The organism is Rhodoferax sp. RT4P68, from assembly GCF_056521305.1.
The window spans coordinates 281923-307085 of record NZ_JBWMBB010000004.1; the positions used below are offsets into that span (position 1 = coordinate 281923).

18 protein-coding genes are annotated in these 25163 nt (G+C 69.8%); 9 read left to right on the forward strand and 9 right to left on the reverse strand.

Annotated features, from left to right (window positions below; translation table 11 throughout):
- Window positions 1-131: 131 nt before the first annotated feature.
- The 8 genes from AC099J_RS10710 to AC099J_RS10745 all read right to left on the reverse strand — a co-directional run bounded on the left by AC099J_RS10710 (window position 132) and on the right by AC099J_RS10745 (window position 14674).
- Window positions 132-2453: a sensor histidine kinase gene (locus AC099J_RS10710; protein ID WP_479615226.1), complete on the reverse strand. Its 2322-nt coding sequence runs from the start codon at window positions 2451-2453 to the stop codon at window positions 132-134.
- 199 nt (window positions 2454-2652) lie between these two features.
- A complete protein-coding gene (locus tag AC099J_RS10715; protein WP_479615227.1) occupies window positions 2653-5109 on the reverse strand; it encodes a sensor histidine kinase in 2457 nt (818 codons plus the stop codon).
- 109 nt (window positions 5110-5218) lie between these two features.
- On the reverse strand, window positions 5219-7435 hold the full coding sequence (locus AC099J_RS10720) for a GGDEF/EAL domain-containing response regulator (RefSeq protein WP_479615228.1): 2217 nt from the start codon (window positions 7433-7435) through the stop codon (window positions 5219-5221).
- 195 nt (window positions 7436-7630) lie between these two features.
- Window positions 7631-9970: an ATP-binding protein gene (locus AC099J_RS10725; protein ID WP_479615229.1), complete on the reverse strand. Its 2340-nt coding sequence runs from the start codon at window positions 9968-9970 to the stop codon at window positions 7631-7633.
- On the reverse strand, window positions 9970-11070 hold the full coding sequence (locus tag AC099J_RS10730) for an ABC transporter substrate-binding protein (RefSeq protein WP_479615230.1): 1101 nt from the start codon (window positions 11068-11070) through the stop codon (window positions 9970-9972). Before AC099J_RS10730 ends, AC099J_RS10725 begins: the two co-directional genes overlap by 1 nt.
- Window positions 11071-11097: 27 nt before the next feature.
- Window positions 11098-13419, reverse strand: a complete 2322-nt coding sequence (locus AC099J_RS10735) for a sensor histidine kinase (protein ID WP_479615231.1) — start codon at window positions 13417-13419, stop codon at window positions 11098-11100.
- Complete coding sequence (locus AC099J_RS10740) at window positions 13416-14546, reverse strand: ABC transporter substrate-binding protein (RefSeq protein ID WP_479615232.1); 1131 nt, start codon at window positions 14544-14546, stop codon at window positions 13416-13418. Before AC099J_RS10740 ends, AC099J_RS10735 begins: the two co-directional genes overlap by 4 nt.
- Complete coding sequence (locus tag AC099J_RS10745; protein WP_479615233.1) at window positions 14546-14674, reverse strand: hypothetical protein; 129 nt, start codon at window positions 14672-14674, stop codon at window positions 14546-14548. The genes AC099J_RS10740 and AC099J_RS10745 overlap by 1 nt, the downstream gene beginning before the upstream one ends.
- Window positions 14675-14870: 196 nt before the next feature.
- Between AC099J_RS10745 and AC099J_RS10750 the strand changes: the two genes are divergently transcribed.
- The 7 genes from AC099J_RS10750 to AC099J_RS10780 all read left to right on the forward strand — a co-directional run bounded on the left by AC099J_RS10750 (window position 14871) and on the right by AC099J_RS10780 (window position 21166).
- The gene (locus AC099J_RS10750) at window positions 14871-16388 is read left to right on the forward strand and encodes a Do family serine endopeptidase (RefSeq protein ID WP_479615234.1); all 1518 of its coding nucleotides are present in this window, start codon (window positions 14871-14873) and stop codon (window positions 16386-16388) included.
- A gap of 109 nt (window positions 16389-16497) precedes the next feature.
- Window positions 16498-17073, forward strand: a complete 576-nt coding sequence (locus AC099J_RS10755; RefSeq protein WP_479615235.1) for an RNA polymerase sigma factor — start codon at window positions 16498-16500, stop codon at window positions 17071-17073.
- Entirely contained in the window at window positions 17070-17846 is a 777-nt protein-coding gene (locus tag AC099J_RS10760; RefSeq protein WP_479615236.1) for an anti-sigma factor, read from the forward strand. Before AC099J_RS10755 ends, AC099J_RS10760 begins: the two co-directional genes overlap by 4 nt.
- Window positions 17847-17952: 106 nt before the next feature.
- Window positions 17953-18360 (forward strand): hypothetical protein, encoded by a 408-nt coding sequence (locus AC099J_RS10765; protein ID WP_479615237.1) that lies wholly within the window; start codon window positions 17953-17955, stop codon window positions 18358-18360.
- Complete coding sequence (locus AC099J_RS10770) at window positions 18357-18689, forward strand: thioredoxin family protein (protein WP_479615238.1); 333 nt, start codon at window positions 18357-18359, stop codon at window positions 18687-18689. The genes AC099J_RS10765 and AC099J_RS10770 overlap by 4 nt, the downstream gene beginning before the upstream one ends.
- 96 nt (window positions 18690-18785) lie before the next feature.
- Window positions 18786-19769, forward strand: a complete 984-nt coding sequence (locus AC099J_RS10775) for a YcjF family protein (protein WP_479615239.1) — start codon at window positions 18786-18788, stop codon at window positions 19767-19769.
- A gap of 71 nt (window positions 19770-19840) precedes the next feature.
- The gene (locus AC099J_RS10780; RefSeq protein WP_479615240.1) at window positions 19841-21166 is read left to right on the forward strand and encodes a methyltransferase domain-containing protein; all 1326 of its coding nucleotides are present in this window, start codon (window positions 19841-19843) and stop codon (window positions 21164-21166) included.
- Window positions 21167-21202: 36 nt separating this feature from the next.
- Here AC099J_RS10780 and AC099J_RS10785 read toward each other — a convergent pair whose 3' ends face one another.
- Window positions 21203-22366 carry an acyl-CoA dehydrogenase family protein gene (locus tag AC099J_RS10785; protein WP_479615241.1) on the reverse strand — a complete coding sequence of 388 codons (1164 nt, stop codon included), beginning with the start codon at window positions 22364-22366 and terminating at the stop codon, window positions 21203-21205.
- Between the two features lie 121 nt (window positions 22367-22487).
- Between AC099J_RS10785 and AC099J_RS10790 the strand changes: the two genes are divergently transcribed.
- Window positions 22488-23237: a GntR family transcriptional regulator gene (locus AC099J_RS10790; RefSeq protein ID WP_479615242.1), complete on the forward strand. Its 750-nt coding sequence runs from the start codon at window positions 22488-22490 to the stop codon at window positions 23235-23237.
- A 104-nt stretch (window positions 23238-23341) separates the two neighbouring features.
- Window positions 23342-24607: a CaiB/BaiF CoA transferase family protein gene (locus AC099J_RS10795; RefSeq protein WP_479615243.1), complete on the forward strand. Its 1266-nt coding sequence runs from the start codon at window positions 23342-23344 to the stop codon at window positions 24605-24607.
- Window positions 24608-25163: the final 556 nt, after the last annotated feature.

The following is a 25163-nucleotide window of genomic DNA, read 5'->3' on the forward strand; positions in this document are numbered from 1 at the left end:
AACCCCGCTGTACCAGCAACGGGCGGGGGAGCCACAGGTGACGGCGCCTGCATTGCACCAGCGCTGATGCCGGCTCGCAACTGGAAGATCTGACAGGATCTTCCACACACTTGCGGACACCATGTCGCAGGTCAATCCGCGCCCCCCGATGCGTCGCCATCCGGCGCGCGCGGCGCACAGTCGGGCATCAGCAGCTCGAAGGTGGCGCCCTCGCCCTGCACGCTCTGCACCGTGAGCGTGCCACCCAGCAGCCGGGTCACCGCATTGAAGCTGATGTGCAGACCCAGCCCGGTGCCGCCGCGGCCCATCCGGGTGGTGACGAAGGGCTCGAAGATGCGCTCGATCAGCGCTGCCGCAATTCCCTGGCCGTCGTCGGCCACACGCAGCGCGATGCGCCCGTCGGCCGCCCGGCGGCCGGTGATGTGCACGGTGCCGTGGTCACGCCCTTCGAAGCCGTGCACCACCGCGTTGTGCAGCAGGTTGGCCAGCGCCTGGCCCAGCGCGCCGGGGTAGCTGTCCAACTGCAGCCCGGTGGCCGGCACGTCGACCTCGAAGCGATAAGGCGTGCGGCTGAAGCCCGGCCGCAGACTGACGACGATTTCGTGCACCACCTCGGCCAGCTCGAAGCGGCGCCGCTGCGCGCTGGTCTGGTCCACGGCGACCTGCTTGAAGCTGTGCACCAGATCGGCAGCGCGGCCCAGGTTGCGTTCGGCCAGGTCCATGCCCTGCTCCATGCTGTCGATGAAGGCGGTGAGATCGGCGCGCTTGAGGCCGGCCTGCAGGGCCTCGCGGAACTGCGCGAGCTCGCCGGCCATCGCGCTGATGGCCAGCGCGCCGTTGCCCAGCGGCGTGTTGACCTCGTGGGCCACGCCCGCCACCAACTGGCCGAGCGCGGCCATCTTCTCGACGTGCACCAGACCGGCCTGGGTGACGCGCAGCTTCGCCAGCGTGGCCGAGAGTTCGTCGTGCGAGCTGGCCAACGCCTGGGTTCGCCCTTGCACGCGCGCCTCCAGGTCCTCGTTCAGCTCGCGCAGGGCCTGCTCCATGCGCCGCTCGGGGCCGATGTCCACCACCCCCCAGATCAACCACCGTTCGCGGCCCAGGGTGACGCGCTGTGCCACGACCCGGGCGTGCAGCGGCCGCCCATCGGCGCGCGTGAAGGTCGCCTCGCCCGCCACGTGTTCGCCGATCTGCTGGTGCAAGAAAGCAGCGCGTGCCTCTTCGGTCCACAGGCCGACGGCGACCGCAGTACGGCCGATCACGTCCTCGCGCCGCCAGCCGAAGTCGCGCTCCCAGGCCTGATTGACGTCGACCAGGCGCAGGCCGTCGTTCTCGTCCGCAACCGACATCGCCACCGGCAAGGCGTTGAACAACGCGTGGGACTTCTGCTCGCGCTGCTGCAGGGTCTGCGCCAGATCCTCCAGGTGGTCCGCCAACCGGTTGAGCTCGAGCACCGGCCCGCGCGGCCAGGGCTGTGTGCCGCCTTGTCCCAAGCGGGTCTGCGCGGCGCGCTCGACGATGCGCCGCAGCGGCAGCGTCATGCGCTGGGCCCAGATCGGCGCGATGACCACGCCCATCAGCAGGCAGCCCAGGAACGCCGCGCTCGCATACGTCAGCAGCACGCGAACCTGGGCGTTGGCCAGGCCCGTCGGCGCCCGCCCGATGACCACCCACGCCAGCGTCGGTGCGTATGCCACGGCCACGTGGTAGCGACGGCCCTGGACATCCAGCACCGTGGGCCCCCGCGCGCGATCCAGCCAGGGCTGCAGCGCGGGCCAGTCGCGCAGGTTGCTGCGGGCGCTGCTGCGGCCCTGTTCGGTATCGGCGAGGATCTCGCCGCTGTGCTCCACCACCCACAGCAACGAGGGCCCGCTGCCGGCGGCCACCTGCACCATCTCGGTCAGCGCGCTGACCGGCATTTCGGCCAGCATCACGCGGCCCTGGCCGTCACGCACACCGACGCCCGCGGTCAGCGTACCGGTCAGCACCGACGGCACCCGGCCACGCCAGGCCACGCCCAGCGCTTGCGGCACGAGCCGGTACAGCGCGGTGCCCGTCAGGTCCGTGCCGCGCAGTTCTTCGCGCTGGGATCGCCACGCCGGTGCCAGCCCGAGCGCGCTGATGCGCCCGTGCGGCGACAACCGGTAGACGGCAGAGAACCATGGCCTGGCTTGCAGGCTGCCGTCGAGGACCGCGTCGGCCTGCGCGGCGGGCACGGCGTCCAGCAGCGGCTGCAGCGCCTGCAGCCGCATCTGGGCGGCGCCGAGCATCAGCTCCAGGCGCTCGCTGACCTCGCGCACCTCGATCTCCAGCGCCCGGCGGGTCTTGCCTTCCACGACGGGAATGCGCCAGAGCATCACGGCCGCGCCGACGCCCAGCAGGGTGAGCCCGATGGTCGCCATCAACAACGCGGTCAAGTGGCTGCGCAGGCGCCAGGCCGGTGGCGCGCGCATCACGGCAGCCGCTCGAACCGGCCACCGCGCGTGCGAGGCCGCCCCTGCGCAGCGCACTGCGCCGGGCGGCCGTGCGAGGTGCACTGGCGTGGCTTGGGCTTCGCTCGCGGTGCGAGCGCCTTCGGGCGGCCGGGCGGCGCTCATTGGGTACCTTCGCCTTCGGCTGCGGTGCGAGCGCCTTCGGGCGGCCGGGCGGCGCTCATTGGGTACCTTCGCCTTCGGCTGCCGTGCGAGCGCCTTCGGGCGGCCGGGCGGCGCTCATGCCGGCGCCCAGGGCAGCGTCGCCGCCCTGCTCCAGGAGCGCGCCGACCGGGGCCGGCGCCTGCGCGGCAAGCCGCAGCTCGAACGTTGCGCCGTCGCCCTGCACGCTGTGGACCGTGAGCGTGCCCCCGAGCAGGCTGGTCACCGCGTTGTAGCTGATGTGCAGGCCCAGACCCGTGCCACCGCGGCCCATCCTGGTGGTCATGAAGGGCTCGAAGACGCGCCCGATCAGTGCAGCCGGGATGCCCTGGCCGTCGTCGGCCACGCGCAGCACGATGCGCCCGTCGGCCGCCCGTTCGCCGGTGATGCGCACGGTGCCGTGGTCGCGCCCGTCGAAGCCGTGCAGCACGGCGTTCTGCACCAGGTTGGCGATGACCTGGCCCAGCGGGCCGGGGTAGCTGTCCAGCATCAGCCCCGTGGCCGGCACGTCGACCTCGATGCGCCAGGGCGCGCGCGCAAAGCTCGGGCGCAGGCTGACGACGATCTCGTGCACCACCTCGGCCAGCTCGAAGCGGCGCCGCTGAGAGCTGGTCTGGTCCACCGCCACCTGCTTGAAGCTGTGCACCAGATCGGCTGCGCGGCGCAGGTTGCGCTCGGCGATGTCGAAGCCCTGCGTCAGGCTCTCGACCAGGGCCTGCAGATCGGCCTTGCGCACGCCGCCTGCCTTGTGCGCGCGAAATTGCCGCGTGGCGTCGCGCATCGCGCTGACGGCCATCACGCCGTTGCCCAGCGGGGTGTTCAGCTCGTGCGCCACGCCCGCCACCAGTTGGCCCAGCGCGGCCATCTTCTCGGCGCGCACCAGCTCGCCCTGGGCCAGGCGCAGCTGCTCCAGCGTGTGCGAGAGCTCCTGGTTGGAGGCCTGCAGCGCGGCGGTGCGCCGCGCAACGCGGGCCTCCAGCTGCTGGTTCAGATCGCGCAGCGCGCGCTCGACACGGCGCAAAGGGCCGATGTCCACCGTCGCCCACAGCAGCAGCCGACCCGAAGCCAGCTCGGCCGTCCGTGCGAACACCTGCGCCTGCACCGGCTCGCCGTCGCCGCGCCGCAGTGTGGCCTCGCCGACCAGCGCGCCATCGCGCATGAGCTGCAGCAGCGCCTGGCGCTGTTGCGATGTCAGCAGCCCGACCTCCACCGCAGTGCGGCCCAGCACATCTTCACGCCGACGGCCGAACTCGCGGCACCAGGCGTCGTTCACCTCCAGCAGCCGACCTTCGTTCTGCGGGTCGGCCACCGTCATCGGCATCGGCGAGGCGTTGAAGATCGCCAGCGATTTCTGTTCGCGCTCCTGCAGCGCCTCGGCCATGGCCTGCAGGTCGGCGGACAGCCGGTTGAATTCGACCACCGAGCCGCGCGGCCACGACTGCCCCGCACTTTGCCCGCTCTTGGTCAGCGCGGCACGCGCCACGATGCCTTGCAGCGGGCGCGTCATCCGGCTGGCCCAGAACGGCGCCACCACCAGGCCGACCAGCAGGCAGGCCAGGAAGGCACCGACCACGTAGGCCACGGCGCGGCGCACGGCCGGGTCGGCCCAGCCCGCCGGCACGCTGCCCACCAGGTGCCAGTCCAGTGCCGCGGAATGCGCCACGGCGGCCGTGAACCGCTGCCCCTCGAACAGGAAATCGTCGGGCGGCGCGCGCCCGCTGCGCGCCGCCTGCATCAGCGGCCAGTCGAAGATGTTGAGCTGCTCGACGTGCCGGCCCTGGTGCGTGGCGGCGATCACCTCGCCGCTGCGGTCGACCAGCCAGATCGATGCGCCGCGCTGGCCTGCAGCCGTGTGCAAGGCGCTGATCAGCCCGGACAGCGGGACCTCTCCCATCAGCACCTGCCCATCGAGCGCGCGCAACGCCAGGCCGACGGCGCCTGTGCCGGTCAGCGTCGAGCGGTACCTGCCGCTCCAGACCACGCCACCGCCGGCCTGCACGTCGCGAAAGAGGGCGTTGGACGACAGGTCGCTGCCCAGCAGCTCGGCGCCGCGTTCACGCAGCTCCGGGGCCAGCGCTGCGGCCAGCACGCGGCCGTGTGGAGACATCACATAGGTGGCCTGGAACAGACGCGCGCCATCGGCCGCGCCCTCCAGCACGGCGCGCGCATCGGCCGGCGAGCGCCCGTGCATCAGCGCGGCCAGCATCTCCAGCCGCGCGCGACGGGCGCCCAGCAGCAACTCCAGCCGCACGGCGACGTCGCGCAGTTCGTCGCGCAGCGCCAGCTGTTGCGCACGCTCGATCTCCGGCACACGCCAGACGACGATGGCCAGCCCCACCAGGCCGAAGGTCAACGACATGGTGACCAGCAGCAGGGCCGAGAGGTGGCCGCGCAGGCTCCACACCCGCAGGCGGCCGGGCGCTGCGTGGCGCGTGTCGGCGGGAGCGCCTGCTGCCTCGGGCGGCAGCGGGCTCATGGCCACAGCGCGCAATACGCTCGGCGCACCACAGCCCGGCGCCGCAGGCGCTGCCACCCCGGCGGGCCGGCGAGCGCCGCCTGCGGCAGGCTCGGCCGGGGGTGCGGCATCACACCTGCTGGTTCACCGCCAGCCAGGCAGCAAAGTCATCGAGCGGCATCGGCCTGCCGTACAGGTAGCCCTGCACCTCGTCGCAGCCCATCTGGCGCAGGAGGTCGGCCTGGGTCTGCGTCTCCACACCCTCGGCCAGCACCTGCATGCCCAGGCGCCGGCCCAGCGGCACGATCATCTCGGCAATGCGCGCGCCGGCCCGGCCTGAGTCCAGCGCGGAGACGAAGGCGCGGTCAATCTTCAACCGGTCTGCCGGCAGCCGGTCCAGGTAGGACAGCGACGAGAACCCGGTGCCGAAGTCATCGATCGCCACCGCGATGCCGCGCGCCTTGATCTGGCGCAGCAGTGCGGCCACGCGCTCCAGGCCCATCACGGCGACGGACTCGGTGATCTCCAGCTCCAGGCACTGCGGCGGCAGGTCGGCGGCGGTCAGCGCCTCGTCCAGCTGCGTCAGGAACTGCGGCTGCGCGAACTGCACCGGTGAGACGTTGACCGCCATGCGCAGCTGGCTGCCCGGCGTGCGCAACCCCGCCAGCGCCCGCAGCGCGGTGCGCAGCACCCAGTTGCCGATCGGCACGATCAAGCCCGATTGCTCGGCCACCGGAATGAACTGTGCCGGCGAGACGAAGCGCCCGTCCTCGGCGCGCCAGCGCAGCAGCGCCTCGGCCCCGACCGCACGGCCGGTGGCCAGCGACAGCTGCGGCTGGTAGACGACGAACAGGTTCTCGCGGTTGAAGGCCTGTTGCAGGCCATGCAACAGCCGCGTGCGCTCGCGCGTGGCGACACCGACCTCGGCCGTGTAGTACTGCGCGCCGCCCTGGCCACCCGCCTTGGCCTGCTTCAACGCGATGCTGGCGTTCTTGTAGAGCTCCTGGCCCTTGTCGGTGCTGGCGTCCCAGCGCACCAGGCCGATGGACAGCGAAACCGGCCGCTTGACACCCTCGACCTCGAACGGCATTTCCAGCAGCGCCGCCAGGCGGTGCGGCTCGACCGTCTCGCTGTCGCCCCAGATGCCGAAGGTGTCGCCGGCCACCCGGGCCAGCAGGCACTGCGCCGGCAGACCGTCGCCCAGCCGCCGGGCGATGGCGCCCAGCAGCAGGTCGCCGTAGACGTGGCCGAACATGTCGTTGGTCTCTGCGAACTGGTCGACGTCCAGCAGCGCCAGCACCTTGTGCTGCGCGGCGGCAGCCTCGATGGCGCCATCCATGTGCTGGATCAGCGCGGCGCGGTTCGGCAGGCCCAGCAGCCGGTCGACAAACGCGTACTCGCGCAGCCGCGTCATGAGGTCGATGTTGGCGGCACTCAACGCGATGTTGGTGCAAAAGACCTCCAGCAGCCGCGCATCGACATGGCGCAAGGTCTTGCCGGCGTTGACGAAGGCGGCGAAGTCCTGGCCATCGCGCCCCGGGAAATACAGCGTGAGGTGGCCGGGTTCCACCAGGCTGCGGCGCTCGCGCAGCGCCTGCTTCAGACTGGCAGCCACCTGCGTGTCGCCCAGTTCGTCGACGGTCTGGTCGATGGTGCCGGCGAAAGCGCCGGCCGCCGCGATGACCTGGTAGCCGGGCGGCCCGCCGACGGTGCCACGCCGGCGTGCGGCGCAGACCAGGCCCTCCGGCTCCACGCCCACCAGGCTGGCGATCTGCGTGATCACGCCTTCTGCGAAGGTGCGCAATCCCTGCTCGGCCAGAAAGTAGTTGCTGGCCTGGATGATTTTCTCCAGCCCTTGGCGGCTGGCGTCGAGCCGGCGCAGCTGGTCATAGGCGCGCACGGCCGCCGTCAACGCGGTGTAGAGCTTGGCGCGCGTCAGCTCGCTCTTGGTCTTGTAGTCATTGATGTCGTAACGGCGGATGGTCTCGATCTCCGGCGCATGGCCGGGCTGGCCGGTGCGCAGCACGATGCGCACGTGCGCCATGCCCAACTCGTTGCGGATGCGGTCGACGGTGTGCAGGCCCGCATGCTCGGTCTCCATGACCACGTCGAGCAAGATGACGGCGATGTCCACCTCGCGCACGAGCACGGCCAGCGCCTCGGCGCCGGAGTTGGCATGCAGCAACTGCAGCGGACGGCCTTCGATCTCGATGCCCCGCAAGCCGTATGCCGTGGTCTCGTGGACGTCCGGATCGTCGTCCACCACCAGGATGCGCCAGGGCTGCAGCGCCACCGAGGTGGCGGGCATGTCGTCGTCGATAAATTCAAGCAGTTCTTGGTCGTTCATATCCTGCCCAAAGGGGCCGTGTGCGCGTGGCTGACAGCGAGACTGCTGATTTTCGATTGCACCAGCGCGGCACCGGGCGGTGCAACTGGCAGTTCTGACAGGCGGTGACGTGTGCACGCGACGCCCGCTCCCGCGCCGCTCTCTGATGGCGCCCGCGCTTGTGCAACGAAGTTGGGGCCGACGCAGAATCGCACATCAAGCCGCGACGACATCATGCGCGCCTTGCGCAGCCTCCACATCAGGCGCCAGAACGGGCAGGCGCAATTCAAACACGGCGCCTTCGCCCTCTGTGCTGTGCACCGTCAACGTGCCCCCCAGCACATGGGTCACCGCGTTGTGGCTGACGTGCAGGCCCAGGCCTGAGCCGCCACGGCCCATCTTGGTCGTCATGAAGGGCTCGAACACACGCTCTATCAGCGCGGCTGGGATGCCCTGGCCGTCGTCGGCCACGCGCAGCACGATGCGCCCGTCGTCCGCCTGCTCGCCCCTTACACGCACCGTGCCGTGGTCGCGCCCATCGAAGCCGTGCAGCACGGCGTTCTGCACCAGGTTGGCGATCACCTGGCCCAACGGGCCGGGGTAGCTGTCCAGCGTCAGCCCGACAAGGGGCACGTCGACCTCGATGCGATAGGGCGTGCGGCTGAAGGTCGGATGCAAGCTCGTCACGATCTCGTGCACCACCTCGTGGAGCTCGAAGCTGCGCCGCTGCGAACTGGCCTGGTCCACCGCCACCTCCTTGAAGCTCTGCACCAGGTCGCCCGCACGGCGCAGGTTGCGCCCCGCGATGTCTGCGCCCTGCTCCACACTGTCGATCAGTTGCAGCAGATCGGCACGCTTGAGCCCGCCGGCCGATGCCTGCTGGAAGCGGCGCGTGGCCGCGGCCATCGCGCTGAGGGCCATCACGCCATTGCCCAGCGGCGAGTTCAACTCGTGCGCGACGCCTGCCACCAGGTGGCCCAATGCCGCCATCTTCTCCGCGCGCACCAGGTCGCTCTGCGCCGTGCGCAGCTGCTGGACCCTCAGCGACAGTTCGTCGTGGGAAAGCGTCAAGGCCTCGGTGCGTTGCGCCACGCGCGCTTCCAGCTGCTGGTTCAGATCGCGCAGTTCGCCTTCGAGGCGGCGCATCGGACCCACGTCCACGCAGACACCGAGGACCAGATGCGCGCTCGGCAGATCCACCTTCTTGCCATAAATCTGCACCAGCATCTCGGAGCCATCGCCACGTAGGACCCACAGGTCTTCGAGTGGCTCGTTATCTCTCAAGAGCCCCTGCAGGCGCGCATACATGGCGGGCTCTTTACAGAACCCGATCTCCTGTGAGGTGCGTCCGATGACCTGCTCGCGTTCTCGGCCCAGTTCGCGACACCAGACCAGGTTGACGTCGACGAACCGGTCGTCGTTGTCGCGATCGCGCACGGTCATCGGCACGGGCGAAGCATTGAAGATGGCCTGGGACTTCTGCTCACGCTCCTGCAGCGTCACCGCGATCCTCTGAAGATCGTCGGACAAGCTGTTGAACTCGGCCACGGCACCGCGCGGCCAGGACAAGTCCGCCGCCTGCCCCGTGGTGGTCTGCTCGGCGCGTGCCACGATGCGCTGCAGGGGCCGCACCATGCGGCTGGCCCAGAACGGGGCCAACAACAGGCCGACCACCACACAGGCCGCGAACGACACCACGACGTACCCGACCAGGCTGCGCACCGCCGGGTTGGCCATGCCTGCCGGTGCGCGCGCGACGAAATGCCAGTCCAGCGCCTCGGAATGTGACACGGCCATGTGGAACGCCTGCCCCCGAAAGTGCAGGGTCTGCTGTACCTCCCCGCCCTGCGCACGGGCCTGCAGGATGGGCCAGTTGCGCAGGTTGATCTTGCCCACGTCGTCGTCGCCCTCGCCGGCGTCGGCGATGATTTCACCGCTGCGGTCGACCACCCAGATGGACGAAGAGTGGCCGCCGGCGGCGACCTCGACCGTGCGAAGCAGCGCACTGGTCGGCACCTCTGCCATCAGCACCTGTCCATCCACGGCGGGCAGCGCCAAGCCTGTGGTCTGGTTGCCCGTCAGCAGCGACCGGTACTTGCTGTTCCAGTGCACGGCAGAGCTTTGCGTCACCGAGCGAAAGAGGCTGTTCGCCGACAGATCGCTGCCCAGCAGGTCGTCGCGCCGCGCCCGCAGACCGCTCTGCAGCCCGGCAGCCGTCACCCGCCCCTGCGGCGACACCAGGTAGACCAGTTGCAATGTCGTGTCGTTCACGCCTTTGTCGAGCAAGGCGTTCGCCTCGAGTGCCGGCAGATCGCGCAGCAGCGCAGACAGCGTCTCGAGCCGCCCACGCCGCGCGAGCAGCAGCAGCTCGGTACGCGCGCCCATCCCGCGCACTTCCTGCTGCAATGCAAGCCGGCTGTCACGCTCGATGCGCGCAATGCCGTAGGCCAACCCGACGCTGCCCACCACCAGCAGCGTCAGCAGCAAGGTCGTCATCAGCAGCGCAGACAAGTGGCTGCGCAGCGTCCATACACCCCAGCGCTGCGGCTGCACCATCACAGCGGCTCGAACTGGCCATGGCGCACGATGCTGAACTGCGCGGCGCGCACAGCATCCCCGAAGCGGTCGAAGCGCACCTGCTCCTGCAGGCCCTGGTAAGGCTGGCAGCGCAGCACGGCAGCACGCAGCGGCTCACCGGCGTTGGAACACGCGATCGCCTGCGCCAACACCGTCACCGCGTCGTAGGACAGGACGGCCCGATAGCTCGGCACCCGGTCAAAGCGCGCCACGTAGGCCTGGTGGAACGCCTGGTAGCGCGCCGACGTGTCCGTGCGGTTGTAGCCCTGCGCAATGACCATGCCCTCGACCGCCTGGCCGCCCAGCTCGATCAGGGCCTGGCTGGCGAGGATGCCCGCGAGCGGCAAGCCGCGCGCCTGCTTGGCGACCTGTTGTGCAATCAGCGCCGCGTCCACGCTGGCGGCAAACGCGACCAGGCCGTCCGGCTGGCCGGCCAACGCCGTGCGCACCAACTCTTCGAACGAGAAGTCCGCATCCAATCCGAACTCGGCTTCCCCCACGACAGCGCCGCCCAATGCAGTGAAGGCCAGACGAAAGTCGTCGCGCCAGGACGCGAAGAACGCGGGGTTTCGCAGGTCTGTTGCCAGTGCAAGGCGCCGTTGACCGCGCTCGTACAGCCTGGCTGCCAGATCACGCGCGTTGTCGCGCGTGGTGCGGTTCAGGCGGATCAGATGGTCGTCCTTGCCCGACATCGACGCGGCCGCGACGACAGGACTCAACACCAGAACCCGGGCTTGCTCTACCAGGGGCTGGATCGCGATGGCCACTTCGCTCGAGTAGGGGCCGACCACTGCGTCCACCCGCGCATCGAGCAGCGACTGCAGGGCCGCAGGCGCCTTGCTCACGCTGCTGTCATAGTCCTGCAGCACCAGCTCGAACTGGCGTCCGTTGACGCCACCGGCCTGGTTCCACTGCTCGATGGCGAGGATGACGCTGTTGCGACCGTCCTCGCTGAAAGCCCCGGTGCGGTCGGCGAGCCCGATGAGAAGGCCGATCCGGATCGGCGGCTTGGGGCCGCAGGCCACCAGGCAAAGCCCCACTGCAAGCCAGCAGGCCACAGCGCGCAAACGTCGCGTCATGTGCATGGTCACAACACCGCCTCTCATTTACGAAAGCAGATCTGCAGGCGTGCTGCGCGGGGCATCGACCGGCAGGCGCAGCTCGAAGCATGTTCCCTGGCCCTGCGTGCTCTGCACGGTCAGCGTGCCCCCCAGCACGTTCACGACGGCGTTGAAGCTGATGTGCAGCCCCAGGCCCGGGCCGCCGCGCCCCATCTTGGTCGTCATGAACGGATCGAAGATGCGGCCGAGGTGTTCGGGCGCGATGCCCTGGCCATCGTCCGCAACGCGCAGCACGATCTGGCCGTCGGCGTCCAGCGCCGCATCGATGCGCACGGTGCCATGGTCTCGCCCGTCGAAGCCGTGCAGCACGGCGTTCTGCACCAGGTTGCCGATCACATGGCCCAGCGCGCCGGGGTAGCTGTCCATCTGCAGGCCGGCTTCGGGCACGTTGACGTCGATACGGTAGTGCGTGTGGCTGAAGCTGGGCCGCAGGCTGACGACCATCTCGTGCACCACTTCGCCGAGGTCGAAGCAACGCCGCTGCGAACTGGTCTGGTCCACCGCCACCTGCTTGAAGCTCTGCACCAAATCGGCGGCCCGGCGCAGGTTGCGGGTGGCGATCTCGACGCCCCGCTCCACGCTCTTGACATAGCGCTGCAAGTCCGACCGCCTGAGCCCCTGTGGCAACGCCGCCTTGAAGTGCTGCGTTGCGTCGGCCATGGCACTGACCGCCATCACGCCATTGCCGAGCGGGGTGTTCAGCTCGTGCGCAACGCCGGCCACCAGTTGGCCCAGCGCGGCCATCTTCTCGGCGCGCACCAGTTTGTCCTTGGCCGCGCGCAGCTGCTCGGCTGTCTGCGACAGCGCCTCGATGGTCGCGGCCAGCGCCTGCGAGCGTTGCTCCACGCGCGCCTCCAACTCCTGGTTCAGTTCGCGCAGGTCCTGCTCGATGCGGCGCAGCGGGCCCAGATCGACCGCGGCCCAGATCAGCAGCCGCTGGTTTTGCAGCTCCACAAGCCGTCCATGCATCCGCACCAGCACGCTGCTGCCGTCGCTGCGCCGCAACTCGACGTCGCCGATCGTCGCGTACTGCTCTGCGCGCTCGCGCGCGGCGACCCTGGCGCACCGGTCGACCCACAGATCGATGTCCCATGTCGTGCGCCCTACCACCTGCTCGCGTCGGTAGCCGAACGCGCGGCACCAGGCCGCATTGACATCCATCAGCCGGTAGTCGTCGTCCGCGTCGGCGACGGCCATCGGCACGGGTGCCGCGTTGAAGATCTCCTGGGATTTCTGCTCGCGCTCCTGCAGCGTGCCCACCATCGCTTCCAGATTCTCGGAAAGCCGGTTGAATTCGGCCACCGACCCGCGTGGCCACACCAGGCCCCGGCCCTGGCCACCGGTCGTCTGCGCGGCACGCTTGACGATCTGCCGCAATGGCCGCGCCATGCGGTTCGCCCAGAACGGAGCGACCAGCAGCCCGATCACGAGGCAGCCGGCGAACGCCACCACTACAGCCGTGACGAGGACGCGCACACCGCGGTTCGCCAGACCGACGGGTGCCTGGCCCACGAAGTACCAGCCCAGCGCTGGCGAATGTGCCACGGCCGCACGGAACTCAGCGCCCTGGTAGTGCACCGTTTCGGCCGGATCGCGTCCCTGCAGCAGGCTCTGCATCAGCGGCCAGTTGCGGATGTTGAGCTTCCCGGCCTCGCGCCCCGGGCTGGTGTCGGCCACGATCTCGCCACCGCTGTCGACGACCCACACCGACGACGACCGCAGACCCGCCGCCACCTTCACCACATCGACCAAGACGAGGATCGGTACTTCGGCAATCATCACATGGCCGTCCACGTCGCGAAACGCCAGCCCGACGGCGCTTTCACCCGTGGGCAATGAGGTGTACTTGCCGCTCCAGACCACGCCCTGTATTGCCGAGACAGCCCGGAACAGGCTGTTGGCCGACAGGTCGCTGCCCAGCATGTCCTGGCGCTGCGCGCGCAGTTCCTCGGGCAAGCCCACCGCCGTGATCCTGCCCTGTGGCGACACCCTGTACACGACGCGCAGGACGCTGCCGGCGCGCACCCCACTGTCGAGCAAGGCATCGGCCTGCTGCGCAGGCACTTCGTCCAGCACGGACTCCAACAATTCAAGCCGGCTCTGCCGCGTGCGCAGCAGCAATTCCACGCGCGAGCGCATCTCGCGCACTTCGTGCTGCTGCACGCGCCAGCTCTCGTGCTCGATCTCCGGAATTCGCCAGGCCAGGGTCGCGCCGCCCACCAGCGTGAAGGTCAACACCATGGTGGCGACCAGCAGGGCCGACAGATGGCTGCGCAAACGCCAGACGCGCGTCTTGTTGTCCTTCACCGCAGCATCTCGAAGCGTCCGTTGCGCACGACGGTGAAGTACGTCGCCCGCTCCGCGTCGCCGAAGCGGTCGAAGCGGATCGTTTGCTGCAACCCCTCGTACGGCCCGTACTGGAGTACCGCATCCCTGGGGGTGATGCCCGGCCGCGGACCGGCCTTGGCGCGGTCCAGCGCATCGGCCAGCACCGTCACGGCATCGTAGGACGCAATCGCGCTGGCACTGGGCTCCAGGCCGAAGCGCGCCAGATAGGCCGTGTGAAAGGCTCGGTAGCGCGGCGACGCGTCATCGAGTTTGTGGGCCTGCGCGAGCAGCATGCCCTCTACAGCCTGCCCGCCCATTTCGATCAACGCCGCAGTAGCGGCCCACTCCGTGGCGGCCCGCGGCAAGGTCGGCGCCAACTTGGCGGCCTGTTGCGCCAGCCTGGCCGCATTGGCGGCACTGGCGATGAAGACCAGCCCATCAGGGTTACCGGACAGCATGAGGCGCACGACAGCTTCGAGCGATGGCCCGGGCGCCGAGCCCAGATCAGCTGTCGCAACAACCGAGCCACCGAGGGCGGAGAACGCAGCGTCGAAATCAACGCTCCAGGCTCCCGCGAACACCGGATTGCGCATGTCTCCGGCCAGCGCCACGCGCATCTGCCCCCGCTCACGCAGCACCTTCGCATAGCTGCGCGCGCTGTCACGCGTCGTACGGTTCAACCGGATCATGAAATCGTCTTTGCCTGCGAGCGCAACGGCCGTCAACGTCGGCGCCAGCAGCAGCACCTTGGCCGCGTCCGCCAGCGGCAACACCTTGACCGCCGCTGCGTTGGCGAAAGGGCCGATCACCAGGTCCACGCGCGCATCCAGCAGTGCCTGGAATGCCTCTGGTGCGCTGTCCACCTGGACGCCGTAATCCTGCGCGATCAGCTCGAACCGCCGGCCTGCGGCCCCACCGTCCGCATTGCGCTGCTCGATGCCCAGCATCACACCATTGCGTGCGTCTTCATCGAAGCGCGATGCGCGACCCGACAAAGCGGCCAGGAAGCCGAGCCGGATCGGTGGCTGCGGGCTGCACGCCACCAGCGCGATGACCAGGCCCATGATGGCAACGGGCAAGCGCCAGCGCGTGTTCAGCCCCGCCATCACGTCGCCCTGTCCGTTGCCAGCACTGCCTCCACACCAGAACTGCGCCACGGGGCCAGCGCCTGCACACCCGCAGGGGCAGTGAATTCGTCGTCCTCGACGAATTCCAATAAGTCTCGTTCGTTCATATCCTGCTCTTGGGCAATGCGCGGGGCAAAAACGGCGTGCTTGAACCACAGGCGGCGCCATTGCACAGCTGCCGGTATCCATCCGTAACTGGCAGTTATGACAGCAGCGGGGTGCCCTTCGTCACTTGTTTAAGCCTTGTCTAAGTCTGGCTAGCCACTATTGGGACATCCCAACCCTGTCTGAAGGTAGCTAGCCATGAACACGCAATCCGAACGCTCTTCCGTTAAAAAAGTCCGCCTTGTGTTGGCCCTGGTGACAGCGGGCGTCATTGGCGGCGCAGGCGTGGCCTTCGTGCAATCGAACCAGGTGCACGCCGCCGCGCCGCCGGTCATCAGCGCGCCCGCGCCCGCACTGCCGATGGCCCTGCCCGATTTCTCGCAGATCACCCAGCAGAACGGCGCGGCGGTGGTCAACATCAGCGTGACCGGCACGCGCGACGGCGGCGATGGCGAAGACCGCACGGCCCAGCGCGGCCAGCGCGAAGACCCCTTCGGCAACGACCCGTTCTTCGAGTTCTTCCGCCGCTTCCAGCAGCCCGGCCAGGGCGGCCCCGGCGGCCGGGTGGCGCCGCGCGAGGCGCCGGTGGTGCGCGGCCAGGGCTCGGGCTTCATCGTCAGCGCTGACGGCGTGATCCTGACCAACGCCCATGTGGTGCGCGGCGCGAAGGAGGTCACCGTCAAGCTGACCGACCGGCGCGAGTACGTGGCCAAGGTGCTGGGGGCGGACGCCAAGACCGATGTCGCGGTGCTGAAGATCGAGGCGAAGAACCTGCCGGTCGTCAAGATCGGCAAGACCGAGGATCTGCGTGTGGGCGAATGGGTGCTGGCCATAGGCTCGCCGTTCGGCTTTGAGAACACGGTCACTGCAGGCGTGGTCAGCGCCAAGGGCCGCTCGCTGCCGGACGACAGCTCGGTCGCCTTCATCCAGACCGACGTGGCGGTGAACCCGGGCAACTCGGGCGGGCCGCTGTTCAACACGCGTGGTGAGGTGGTGGGCATCAACTCGCAGATCTACAGCCGCACCGGCGGCTACCAGGGCGTGTCGTTCGCGATTCCGATCGACCTGGCGGGCCGCATCCAGGAGCAGATCGTCAAGCACGGCAAGGTCGAGCATGCGCGCCTGGGCATCGCCGTGCAGGAGGTGAACCAGACGCTTGCCGACTCGTTCAAGCTGGACAAGCCCGAGGGCGCGCTGATCTCCAGCGTGGAGCGCGGCAGCCCGGCTGAGAAGGCCGGCCTGCAGCCCGGTGACGTGATCCGCAGCATCGACGGCAAGGCCATCGTCTCCTCGGGCGACCTGCCGGCGGCGATCGGCCTGGCCGCGCCCGGCGACCAGGTGCGGCTGCAGATCTGGCGCAAGGGCGCGCCGCAGGAGGTCCAGGCCCAGCTGGGCGGTGCCTCCAAGGAGAAGGCCACGCCGGTGGCCGATGCCGGCCAGGCCGCCGGCCAGGGCCGACTCGGCCTGTCGCTGCGCGCGCTGCAACCGCAGGAGCGCCAGTCGGCCGGCAGCGAGGGCGGCCTAGTCGTCGAGCAGGTGGCAGGCGCGGCGGCGCGGGCCGGTGTCGAAGCCGGCGACGTGCTGCTGGCGGTGAACGGCACACCGGTGCAGAGCGTCGAGCAGGTGCGCGCGGCCGTGGCGCGTGCCGACAAATCGGTGGCCCTGTTGATCCAGCGCGACGGCGACAAGATCTTCGTGCCAGTGCGCATCGGCTGACGCCACGGGTGACGCGGGGTGAATCCGCCGGGGTTCACGCCGCGTACTGGCTGATGTGCACACCATAAGGCTGAACCGATTCGCTCACTTTATGCACAACAATGCCAGGATGAGCCTTGCACCCGACGACATGGAATTGATTGATCTGCTGGCACGCGTTGCCACGCGCGATGAGACCGCCCTGCGGGCCTTGTACGACCGCTGTTCGTCCAAGCTGTACGGGCTGGCCATGCGTGTGGTGGGCAACCGCGAGTGGGCTGAGGATGTGCTGCAGGAGGCGTTCATCACCATCTGGCGCGTCGCTGGCGACTACCGCGGCAGCCTGTCACCGCCGATGGCCTGGATGGGTCTGATCGTGCGCAGCCGGGCGCTGGACTTCCTGCGGCGGCGCGCCGCCGAGCGCGATGGCAAGACGCAGTCGCTGGACGACGAACTGGCCGACACCCTGCCGGCCGATGTGGCCGACCCGGTGAACACGACGCTGGCCAGCGAGCAGGCGTGGGCGCTCAAGCAGTGCCTGGAGAAGCTGGACAACAAGCAGCGCGAGGTGGTCAGCCTGGCCTACCTGCGCGACCTGAGCCACGGTGAGCTGTCCGCCCAGCTGCGGCTGCCCTTGGGCACCGTGAAGACCTGGATCCGCCGCGGCCTGGCCCAGCTGCGCCTGTGCATGGCGAGGTTTGCATGAACCTGTTGCATCACCCCGAACTGTTGGACCAGATCGCCGCCAGCTACGCACTGGGCACGCTGCGCCACGGTGCGCGGCGACGCTTCGAGGCCATGGCACGCGCGCAGGCGCCGGTGCGCGCCGCCGCGCTGATCTGGGAATCGCGGCTGGCCAGCCTGGCCGAGCTGCAGCCCGAAGACAGCCCCAGCCCGGCGGTCTGGAAGCGCATCGAAAACCTGCTGGCGGCCGAGCCCGCGCCGCGCACGGCCACCCGGCTGCAGCAGATGCCCTCGCCGTCGTGGTGGCAAAGCCTCAACCTGTGGCGCGGGCTGACCGCGCTGGGCACGGCCGCCACCGTGGCCGCAGTGTTGGTGGGCGCGCAGCGCCACACACAGCTGGGCCGCGACCTGGGCGGGCAGATCGCTGCGCTGCAGACGCGGCTGCAGACGGCGCCGCGCATCGAATACGTGGCCGTGCTGCAGGACGAGCGCTCCACCGCCTCGGTGCTGGTCACGTTCGACCCGGCCAACAGCCGGCTGACCGTCAAGCGCGTCGGCAACTACCAGGAAGCCAGCGGCAAATCATTGGAGCTGTGGGCGTTGCCGCCCGGCGGCACCCCGCGCTCGCTCGGCGTGATGGCCAGCGCGCCCGTGACCCAGCTGGCCGTCTCGCCGGCCGATCTGGCCAGCATTCCGGCCATCGCGATCACGCTGGAGCCTGCCGGTGGCGTGCCGCCCGGCACCCCGGCCACCGGCCCGGTGCTGTTCCAGGGCCCGGTGCTGAACACGCTGTAGGCCTGCCCTGACGGCGGCTTGCGCCGCAGGGGTCTTGAGTGATGGGCGCATCGGCGCAAGATGCGGGCATCGGGTCAATGAACCCTTTGCCTACCAGGAGACCACGATGGCCCAGACTCCCGACAAGCCGTACGCCGACATGACGCGCGAACCTGCTGCGCCGCAGCCCCCCGTGGACTTGGCCGGCAGCCTGCAGCCCACCACCCCGGACAGCACCACCACCGCACCCACCGCGCATGGCGGCGCCGTTGGCGCCGACTGGGCGACGCAGACCGACATTGCCGCAGCCGACCGCGACGACGCGCGGGTCGACCAGACGGGCGCACCGGGGTCGTCGCCCGGCGCCCGGCCGCCCGAGCCCGATTCGCCGCTGGAATCGCTGGGCAAGGCCATCACCGATCCGCTGATGGAGGCCTCGGGCGAGGCCGACCAATCCGACGCCGGGGCGCGGCGCCGCGAGGCCGGCGAGCGCGCAGACGCGCAGGACGGCGGCGATGACCGGGAGCGCCCATGAGCGCGGGCTACCGGCAAGACGCGCCCAGCCGCGCCGATATCGACGCCCACCGTGGCCCCATGCTGCTGGAGTTCGGCGACGCCTGGTGCGGCCACTGCCGCGCGGCGCAGCCAGCCATCGCCCAGGCGCTGCAGGACCACCCGGGCGTCGCGCATGTGCAGATCGCCGACGGCCGGGGACGGCCGCTGGGCCGCTCGTTCGGCGTGAAGCTGTGGCCGACGCTGGTGTTCCTGCAGGATGGGCGCGAGATGGCCCGCCTGGTGCGGCCACTCGCCCCGGCGCCTGTGGCGCAGGCGCTGGCGCAGCTCGGCACATCGCACGGCGCGTAGCCGGCTTGGCCCCACGTCGGCTGGGGGCGTCGCCAAGCCGATGGCGCTGCGGAACAATGCAGCCATAAGCCGACCACTTCCCGAAAGAGCCCTTCCATGACCGATTCCGAAACCCGCGCCATCCTGTCGTTGAGCCTGCTGGCTGCGTTCGTCGATGGTGACAAGCACGAGCGCGAGCGCGCCGAGATCAAGCGCATTGCCGATGGCCTGGGCGCTGCCGATGGCGTGCACCTGCCCACGCTCTACCAGGATGTGCTGATGAAGCGCGTGACCTTGCCCGATGTGGCCAGCGCGCTGACCAGCATCGACGCCCGGCACCTGGGCTATGAGATGGCCGTCTGCGTGTGCGATGCCGATGGCGTGCATTCCCAGGCGGAGCAGCGCTTCCTGACCGAGCTCAAGACGGCATTGAAACTGGCACCCGACGAGGCCGACCGCTTCACCGAGAAGGCCGACGCCATGGCCGCCGCGCCGATGGCCGCCGGCGCCGCCACCGCCTTTGGCACCACGCTGCCGACGCCAGCCGCTCCGACGGTCGCCACCACCGGCGCGCCCAGCACGGTGGACGAAGCCACGCTGGACCAGACCATCCTGAACGCCGCCATCCTCAACGGCGCGCTCGAACTGCTGCCCGAGACGCTGTCCACCATGGCCATCATCCCGCTGCAGATGAAGCTGGTCTATGGCATCGGCAAATCGCACGGCTACGAACTGGACAGCGGCCACGTCAAGGATTTCATTGCGACGGTGGGCGTCGGGCTGACCTCGCAGTACCTGGAGCAGGCCGGCCGCAAGCTGCTGGGCGGGCTGCTCGGCCGTGTCGGCGGCGGGCTGCTGGGCGGGCTGGGGCGCCAGGCCGTCAGCTCGGGCATGAGCTTTGCCTCCACCTACGCGCTGGGCCATGTGGCCAAGCGTTACTACGCCGGCGGCCGCACCTTGTCCACGCAGATGCTCAAGGACACCTACGCCAGCGTGACGCAGCAGGCCCAGGGCCTGCACAGCCGCTACCTGCCCGCCATGCAGGAAAAGGCCCGCACGCTGGACGCCGGCAAGGTGCTGGCCATGGTGCGCGGGCGCTGAGCGCAAGCCGCGCCCACCGCGTCCAGCACGCTGAAGCTGCGGGCCGCCGGGCGCAGGTATGCTGCGCCGCCATGGACTCCCAAGACGCCGCATTCCAGAACGCCCGACGCCTGTTTCTCGAAGGCGTGGCGCTGCTCGAAGCCGGCCAGGATGCAAGCGCTGAAGAACGGCTGCAGGCGTCGCTTGCGCTGCTGCCCGGGCGCCCTTCCACCCTCGTGAACCTGGCCGTGGCGCGGCTGCGCGTGGGCCGCCCCGCCGAGGCGCTGGGCGTGCTGGAGCAGGCCGTCGCCGCCGAGCCCCTGCAGGCCGACACCTGGTGCCACCGCGCGCTGGCGCTGGCCGCACTGCAGCGCGACGCCGAGGCGCTGCAGAGCTTCGAACACGCGCTGACGCTGGATGCCGGCCACGCGGCCGCCGCCTTCCAGCGCGCGCTGCTGCTGAACCGCTCCATGCGCCACGCCGACGCCCTGGCCGCACTCGACGCGCTGCTGCAGCGCCACCCCGCCATGGCGCCGGCCTGGCTGCTCTACGGCCAGACACTGCAGGCACTGGAGCGCCATGCCGACGCCCTGCCCGCCTACCGCCGCGCCGTGGCGCTCGAGCCGACGCTGGCCGAAGCCTGGAGCCTGCTGGGCCAGCTGCTCAAAGATCTGCCGGGCGAGCGTGACGCCGCCCGCCACGCTTTCGACCGGGCCATCGCCCACGGCGGCGATGCGGCACTGAACGGCTACTTCCTGGCCGGGCTGTCGGGCGAGGCCGCGCCGCCAACGGCGCCGGTGGCCTACGTGCGCGGCCTGTTCGACCACTACGCCGACGATTTCGAGCCGCACCTGCTGCAGGTGCTGCATTACCGCGCGCACCGGGACGTGGTGCAGGCCGCCGCAGCCCTTCTGCCCGCGCCTGTGGACAGCGCGCTCGATCTGGGTTGCGGTACCGGCCTGTGCGGCCCGCTGCTGCGGCCACTGGCGCGCCGGCTACAGGGTGTGGACCTGTCGCCCACCATGCTGGCGCGGGCGGCCACACGCGAGGTGTACGACAACCTGGCTGAGGCCGACATCGTGCAGCACCTGCAGGCCACGCCGCAGCGCCATGGGCTGGTCGTGGCGGCCGATGTGTTCATCTATCTGGGTGACCTGGCGCCGGTGTTCGCCGGCGTCGCCCGGGTGCTGCAACCCGGCGGCGTGTTCGCCTTCTCCGTGGAGCGCTGCGAGGGCGACGGCTACCGCCTGCTGCCCAGCCTGCGCTACGCGCACGCAGAGACCTATCTGCGCCTGCTGGCCGCTGCGCACGGGCTGGCAGTGGTGCACCTGCAGCCGGTGACGCTGCGCGAAGACCAGCGCCAGCCGGTGGCCGGCCTGGTGCTGGCGCTGCGCGCAACCGCAGGGCGCAGGGAGTAGCGCGCCACGCTGCAACCCGGGCAGCGCGCCGGCGGGTCAGACGCGGTAGCGTTCCACCAGCTGCTTGGCGATCACCTGGCGCAGGATCTCGTTCGTGCCCTCGCCGATGCACATGAGCATGGCGTCGCGGTAGAAGCGCTCGATCTCGTATTCGACCGCGTAGCTGTAGCCACCGAAGATCCGCATGGCCTGCTGCGCGCATTCGGCGCCGGCCTCGGAGCCGGCCAGCTTGGCCATGGCGGCTTCCAGGTCGCAGCGCTCGCCACGGTCGTACTTGGTGGCGGCCTGCTGCAGCAGCAGCTTGGCCGCCTCGACCTGCGTCGCCATGTCGGCCAGCTTGAGCTGGATGGCCTGGTGCTCGGCAATCGGCTTGCCGAAGGCCGAGCGCTCCTGCGCATAGCGCAGCGCCATCCTGAACGCGCCCTCGGCAATGCCGGCGCCGCGCGCGCCCACGTTGATGCGGCCCAGCTCCAGCCCGCCGGCGGTCTGCACGAAGCCCTTGCCCTCGACACCGCCGAGCAATTGGCCGACCGGAACGCGGTAGTTGTCGAAGTTCAGCTCGCAGGTGTCGATGGCGCGGTAACCCATCTTCTTGAGCTTGCCGACCACGTTGTAGCCCGGGCCCTTGTCGGCGAGCAGCAGGCTCATGCCCTTGTGGCGCGGCTGCGCCTGCGGGTCGGTCTTGACCAGCAGCAGCGTGCCGTGGCCGTGCATGCTGTTGGTGATCCAGGTCTTGTTACCGTTGACGACGTAGTGCTCGCCCTCGCGCTTGGCCAACGTGCGGATGGCCTGCAGGTCCGAGCCTGCGTTGGGCTCGGTCAGGCCGATGCTGCCGCGATATTCACCGCTGGCCATGCGCGGCAGGTAGGCGCGCTTTTGTTCGTCCGTGCCGTGGCGCTCGATGGCGGCGGCCATGATCAGGTGCGAGTTGAAGATGCCGGAGGGCGCCATCCACACCGAGGCGACCTTGATCACGATCTGCGCATAGGTCCACGCCGACAGGCCCAGGCCACCCCATTCCTCGCCGATGGTGGCGCCGAACAGGCCCAGCGCCTTCATCTGCTCCACGACTTCGTGCGGGTACTCGTCCGCCAGGTCGAACTTGCGGGCCACGGGGCGCAGCTCTTTGTCGACCCAGGCCTCCACGGCGTCGACGAATTCGCGCTGGTCGGCGCTGTTGCCAGTCTCAAGGGTGCCCATCGAATGCCTTTGCTGTGGTGGTCGTCTGACGTATTGTCCGGACATTATCGGCATGCGTGGCTGCCGATGTCAAGATGGCCGCCGTGCCGCCCATAATCCGCCGCCAGCGTGAAGGAAGCCCATGACCACCCCCGGCAGCCAGCCGATCTACCAGCGCGTCGCCAACGAGTTGCGGCGCGCGATCGCCGATGGCCGCTACCCCATCGGCGCGCGCCTGCCGACCGAGGCCGAGCTGTGCGTGTCCTTCGGCATCAGCCGCTTCACGGCGCGCGCGGCCATTCGCCTGCTGTCCACCGCCGGGCTGGTGACGCGGCGCCAGCGCGTGGGCACGGTCGTCATCGCCCAGCCGGATGCGGCGCGCTACCAGCATGCGGCGGCCTCACTGCCAGATTTGTTCCAGTACGCGCAGGACACGGAGTTGCGCGTGCTGTATGTCGGCAAGATCGCGCTCAGCGCCGCCCAGGCGCACGAGTTCGGCGCCCCGGCCGGGCAGGAATGGGTGCTGGTGGTGGGCCTGCGGCATGACCACCCGGAGGCCGCGCCCGGCGCGCGGGCGGCACGGCCGATCTGTATCACACGGATCTTCCTGAACCCCATGCTGGAGGGCATCGAGGCCCGGCTGGCACGGCGCAAGACGGCGGTCTACGCGCTGATCGAGCGCGAATACAAGATCGTGATCCAGCGCGTCGAGCAGGAGCTGCAGGGCGTGGTGCTGGCGGCCGACGACGCCGCCAACCTGGGTTGCGAGGCCGGCGCGCCGGCGCTGCGCATCGTGCGCCGCTACTTCAGCGACGACGGCCAGTTGATCGAGGTGGCCGACAACCTCCACCCCAGCGACCGCTTCAGCTACCGCATGGAGCTGCACAAGTAAGCCAGCCGCGCGGTCGCCGCCGGTTTGTACGGTCGGGCTTTACGCCGATGGGCGGGTTGGACATAATATTGTCCGTACAAATTAACCACCACTGCGGACCGCCCATGACCACCTCCACTTCGCCGCTGCCGCTGGCCGGCCTGCGCGTGCTTGCCGTCGAGCAATACGGCGCGGGGCCGTTCGGCACCTCGTACCTGGCCGACCTGGGCGCCGAGGTCATCAAGATCGAGAACCACCACGACGGCGGCGATGTCGGGCGCCACGTGGGGCCGCACTACTTCGGCGCGGACGACAGCCATTTCTTCCAGACCTTCAACCGCAACAAGAAGAGCCTGACGCTGGACCTGAAGCAGCCCGAGGGCATGGCCGTGCTGCACAAGCTGGCGGCCAGCGCCGATGCGTTGCTGGACAACCTGCGCGGCGACCTGCCGCACAAGCTGGGGCTGACCTACGCGCAGATGAAGGCAGCCAACCCGCGCCTGGTCTGCGCCCACCTGTCGGCCTATGGCCGCAGCGGCTCGCGCATGGCCTGGCCGGGCTATGACTACCTGATGCAGGCCGAGGCCGGCCACCTCTCGATGACCGGCGAGCCGGACGGCCCGCCGACGCGCTACGGCCTGTCCATCGTCGACCTGATGACCGGTCTGGCCGCGGCGTTCGGGCTGCTGGCCGGCGTGGTGAAAGCGCGCGAGAGCGGCTTGGGCATGGACATCGACACCTCGCTGTTCGACGTGGCGCTGCACAACCTGAACTACCCCGGCACCTGGTACCTGAACGCCGGCACGGTGACCGGCCGCACGGCGCGCAGCGGCCACCCCAGCCTGGTGCCCAGCCAGCTCTACCGTACGCAGGACGGCTGGTTGTTCGTGATGTGCAACAAGGAGAAGTTCTGGCCGCTGCTGGCGCGCGAGCTGGGCCACCCGGAATGGGCCGACGACCCGGCGCTGGCCACCTTCGCCGCGCGGTTGAAGAACCGAGGCCGCGTGACCGAGCTGCTGGACGCTGCGCTGATGGCCCAGCCCACCGCTGCCTGGCTGGAGCGGCTGGCCGGCAAGGTGCCGGTGGCGCCGGTGTTCGACATCGCGCAGGCGCTGGACAACCCCTTCGTCCAAGAGCGCGATGGTGTGCTGGACTATGCCTATGAAGACGGCCGCAGCGCCCGCATGATCGCCAACCCGATCCGCGTGGCCGGCCAGACGCTGCCGCACCGCGCCGCGCCGCGCATGGGCGAGCACAACGAAGCCCTGCTGCGCGAGGCCGGAATCGACGCGGCGGCGATTGCCAAGTTGCGCGCGCTGGGCGTGATCGCCGGCATGGCAGCGCCCGAGCACCCCGAAGGCCAGGACACCGGGCACGCGGCCGGCCCGTGAGCGATACGCTGGCGGTCTGCACCCGGCATGCGCGCGCGGCAAGGGCGCCGGGCCGCAGGCGGCTGGGCGCGCGTCAGGTCTGCCGAGACCCGTCGTTCTTCATCCACTCATAGCAGATGCGGTTGCGGCGAGCCATCTCGCGGCGCGCGGCACGGCGCGCCCACCTGCGCCCGAGCACCCACGCGCCGCATGCCAACGCTGGCGCGGCAACCATTGCCAATGCCACGAGCAGTGCGAATTCGTGTTGGGTGTATGCCATATGCGACGGTGGATTTGTTCGTTGTTGTAGGTGAATTCGTACAAGCGGGGCGCAGTCTGCAAACGACGTGCCAGGTGTTGCAAATCAAGCACCTGCGGTCACTGTGGCCCGCCTTCGTAAGAAAAATCGACAGCGATCTGCCTCATCGTGTGCTGGCGTGCTGGCAGCCGAGTACGTCTCCCGCATTGCGAATACGGCGATCATCGCAACGGCCGACCGGCCCGGCCTGGGCAGGCGAACATCGCGGCATGGCGCGCAGGCGAACCCGCCGTCACCGGATGCGCCGCCGGGCGCCTG

Excerpts from the sequence above, each read along its gene's own strand:
- AC099J_RS10770 (WP_479615238.1), top strand. The coding sequence starts at position 18,357 with ATGAGCGCGGGCTACCGGCAAGACGCGCCCAGCCGCGCCGATATCGAC.
- AC099J_RS10720 (WP_479615228.1), bottom strand. The coding sequence starts at position 7,435 with ATGAACGACCAAGAACTGCTTGAATTTATCGACGACGACATGCCCGCC.
- AC099J_RS10745 (WP_479615233.1), bottom strand. The coding sequence starts at position 14,674 with ATGAACGAACGAGACTTATTGGAATTCGTCGAGGACGACGAATTCACT.
- AC099J_RS10710 (WP_479615226.1), bottom strand. The coding sequence starts at position 2,453 with ATGCGCGCGCCACCGGCCTGGCGCCTGCGCAGCCACTTGACCGCGTTG.
- AC099J_RS10740 (WP_479615232.1), bottom strand. The coding sequence starts at position 14,546 with ATGGCGGGGCTGAACACGCGCTGGCGCTTGCCCGTTGCCATCATGGGC.
- AC099J_RS10725 (WP_479615229.1), bottom strand. The coding sequence starts at position 9,970 with ATGGTGCAGCCGCAGCGCTGGGGTGTATGGACGCTGCGCAGCCACTTG.
- AC099J_RS10790 (WP_479615242.1), top strand. The coding sequence starts at position 22,488 with ATGACCACCCCCGGCAGCCAGCCGATCTACCAGCGCGTCGCCAACGAG.
- AC099J_RS10765 (WP_479615237.1), top strand. The coding sequence starts at position 17,953 with ATGGCCCAGACTCCCGACAAGCCGTACGCCGACATGACGCGCGAACCT.
- AC099J_RS10730 (WP_479615230.1), bottom strand. The coding sequence starts at position 11,070 with ATGACGCGACGTTTGCGCGCTGTGGCCTGCTGGCTTGCAGTGGGGCTT.
- AC099J_RS10780 (WP_479615240.1), top strand. The coding sequence starts at position 19,841 with ATGGACTCCCAAGACGCCGCATTCCAGAACGCCCGACGCCTGTTTCTC.
- AC099J_RS10750 (WP_479615234.1), top strand. The coding sequence starts at position 14,871 with ATGAACACGCAATCCGAACGCTCTTCCGTTAAAAAAGTCCGCCTTGTG.
- AC099J_RS10795 (WP_479615243.1), top strand. The coding sequence starts at position 23,342 with ATGACCACCTCCACTTCGCCGCTGCCGCTGGCCGGCCTGCGCGTGCTT.
- AC099J_RS10785 (WP_479615241.1), bottom strand. The coding sequence starts at position 22,366 with ATGGGCACCCTTGAGACTGGCAACAGCGCCGACCAGCGCGAATTCGTC.
- AC099J_RS10775 (WP_479615239.1), top strand. The coding sequence starts at position 18,786 with ATGACCGATTCCGAAACCCGCGCCATCCTGTCGTTGAGCCTGCTGGCT.
- AC099J_RS10755 (WP_479615235.1), top strand. The coding sequence starts at position 16,498 with ATGAGCCTTGCACCCGACGACATGGAATTGATTGATCTGCTGGCACGC.
- AC099J_RS10715 (WP_479615227.1), bottom strand. The coding sequence starts at position 5,109 with ATGAGCCCGCTGCCGCCCGAGGCAGCAGGCGCTCCCGCCGACACGCGC.
- AC099J_RS10760 (WP_479615236.1), top strand. The coding sequence starts at position 17,070 with ATGAACCTGTTGCATCACCCCGAACTGTTGGACCAGATCGCCGCCAGC.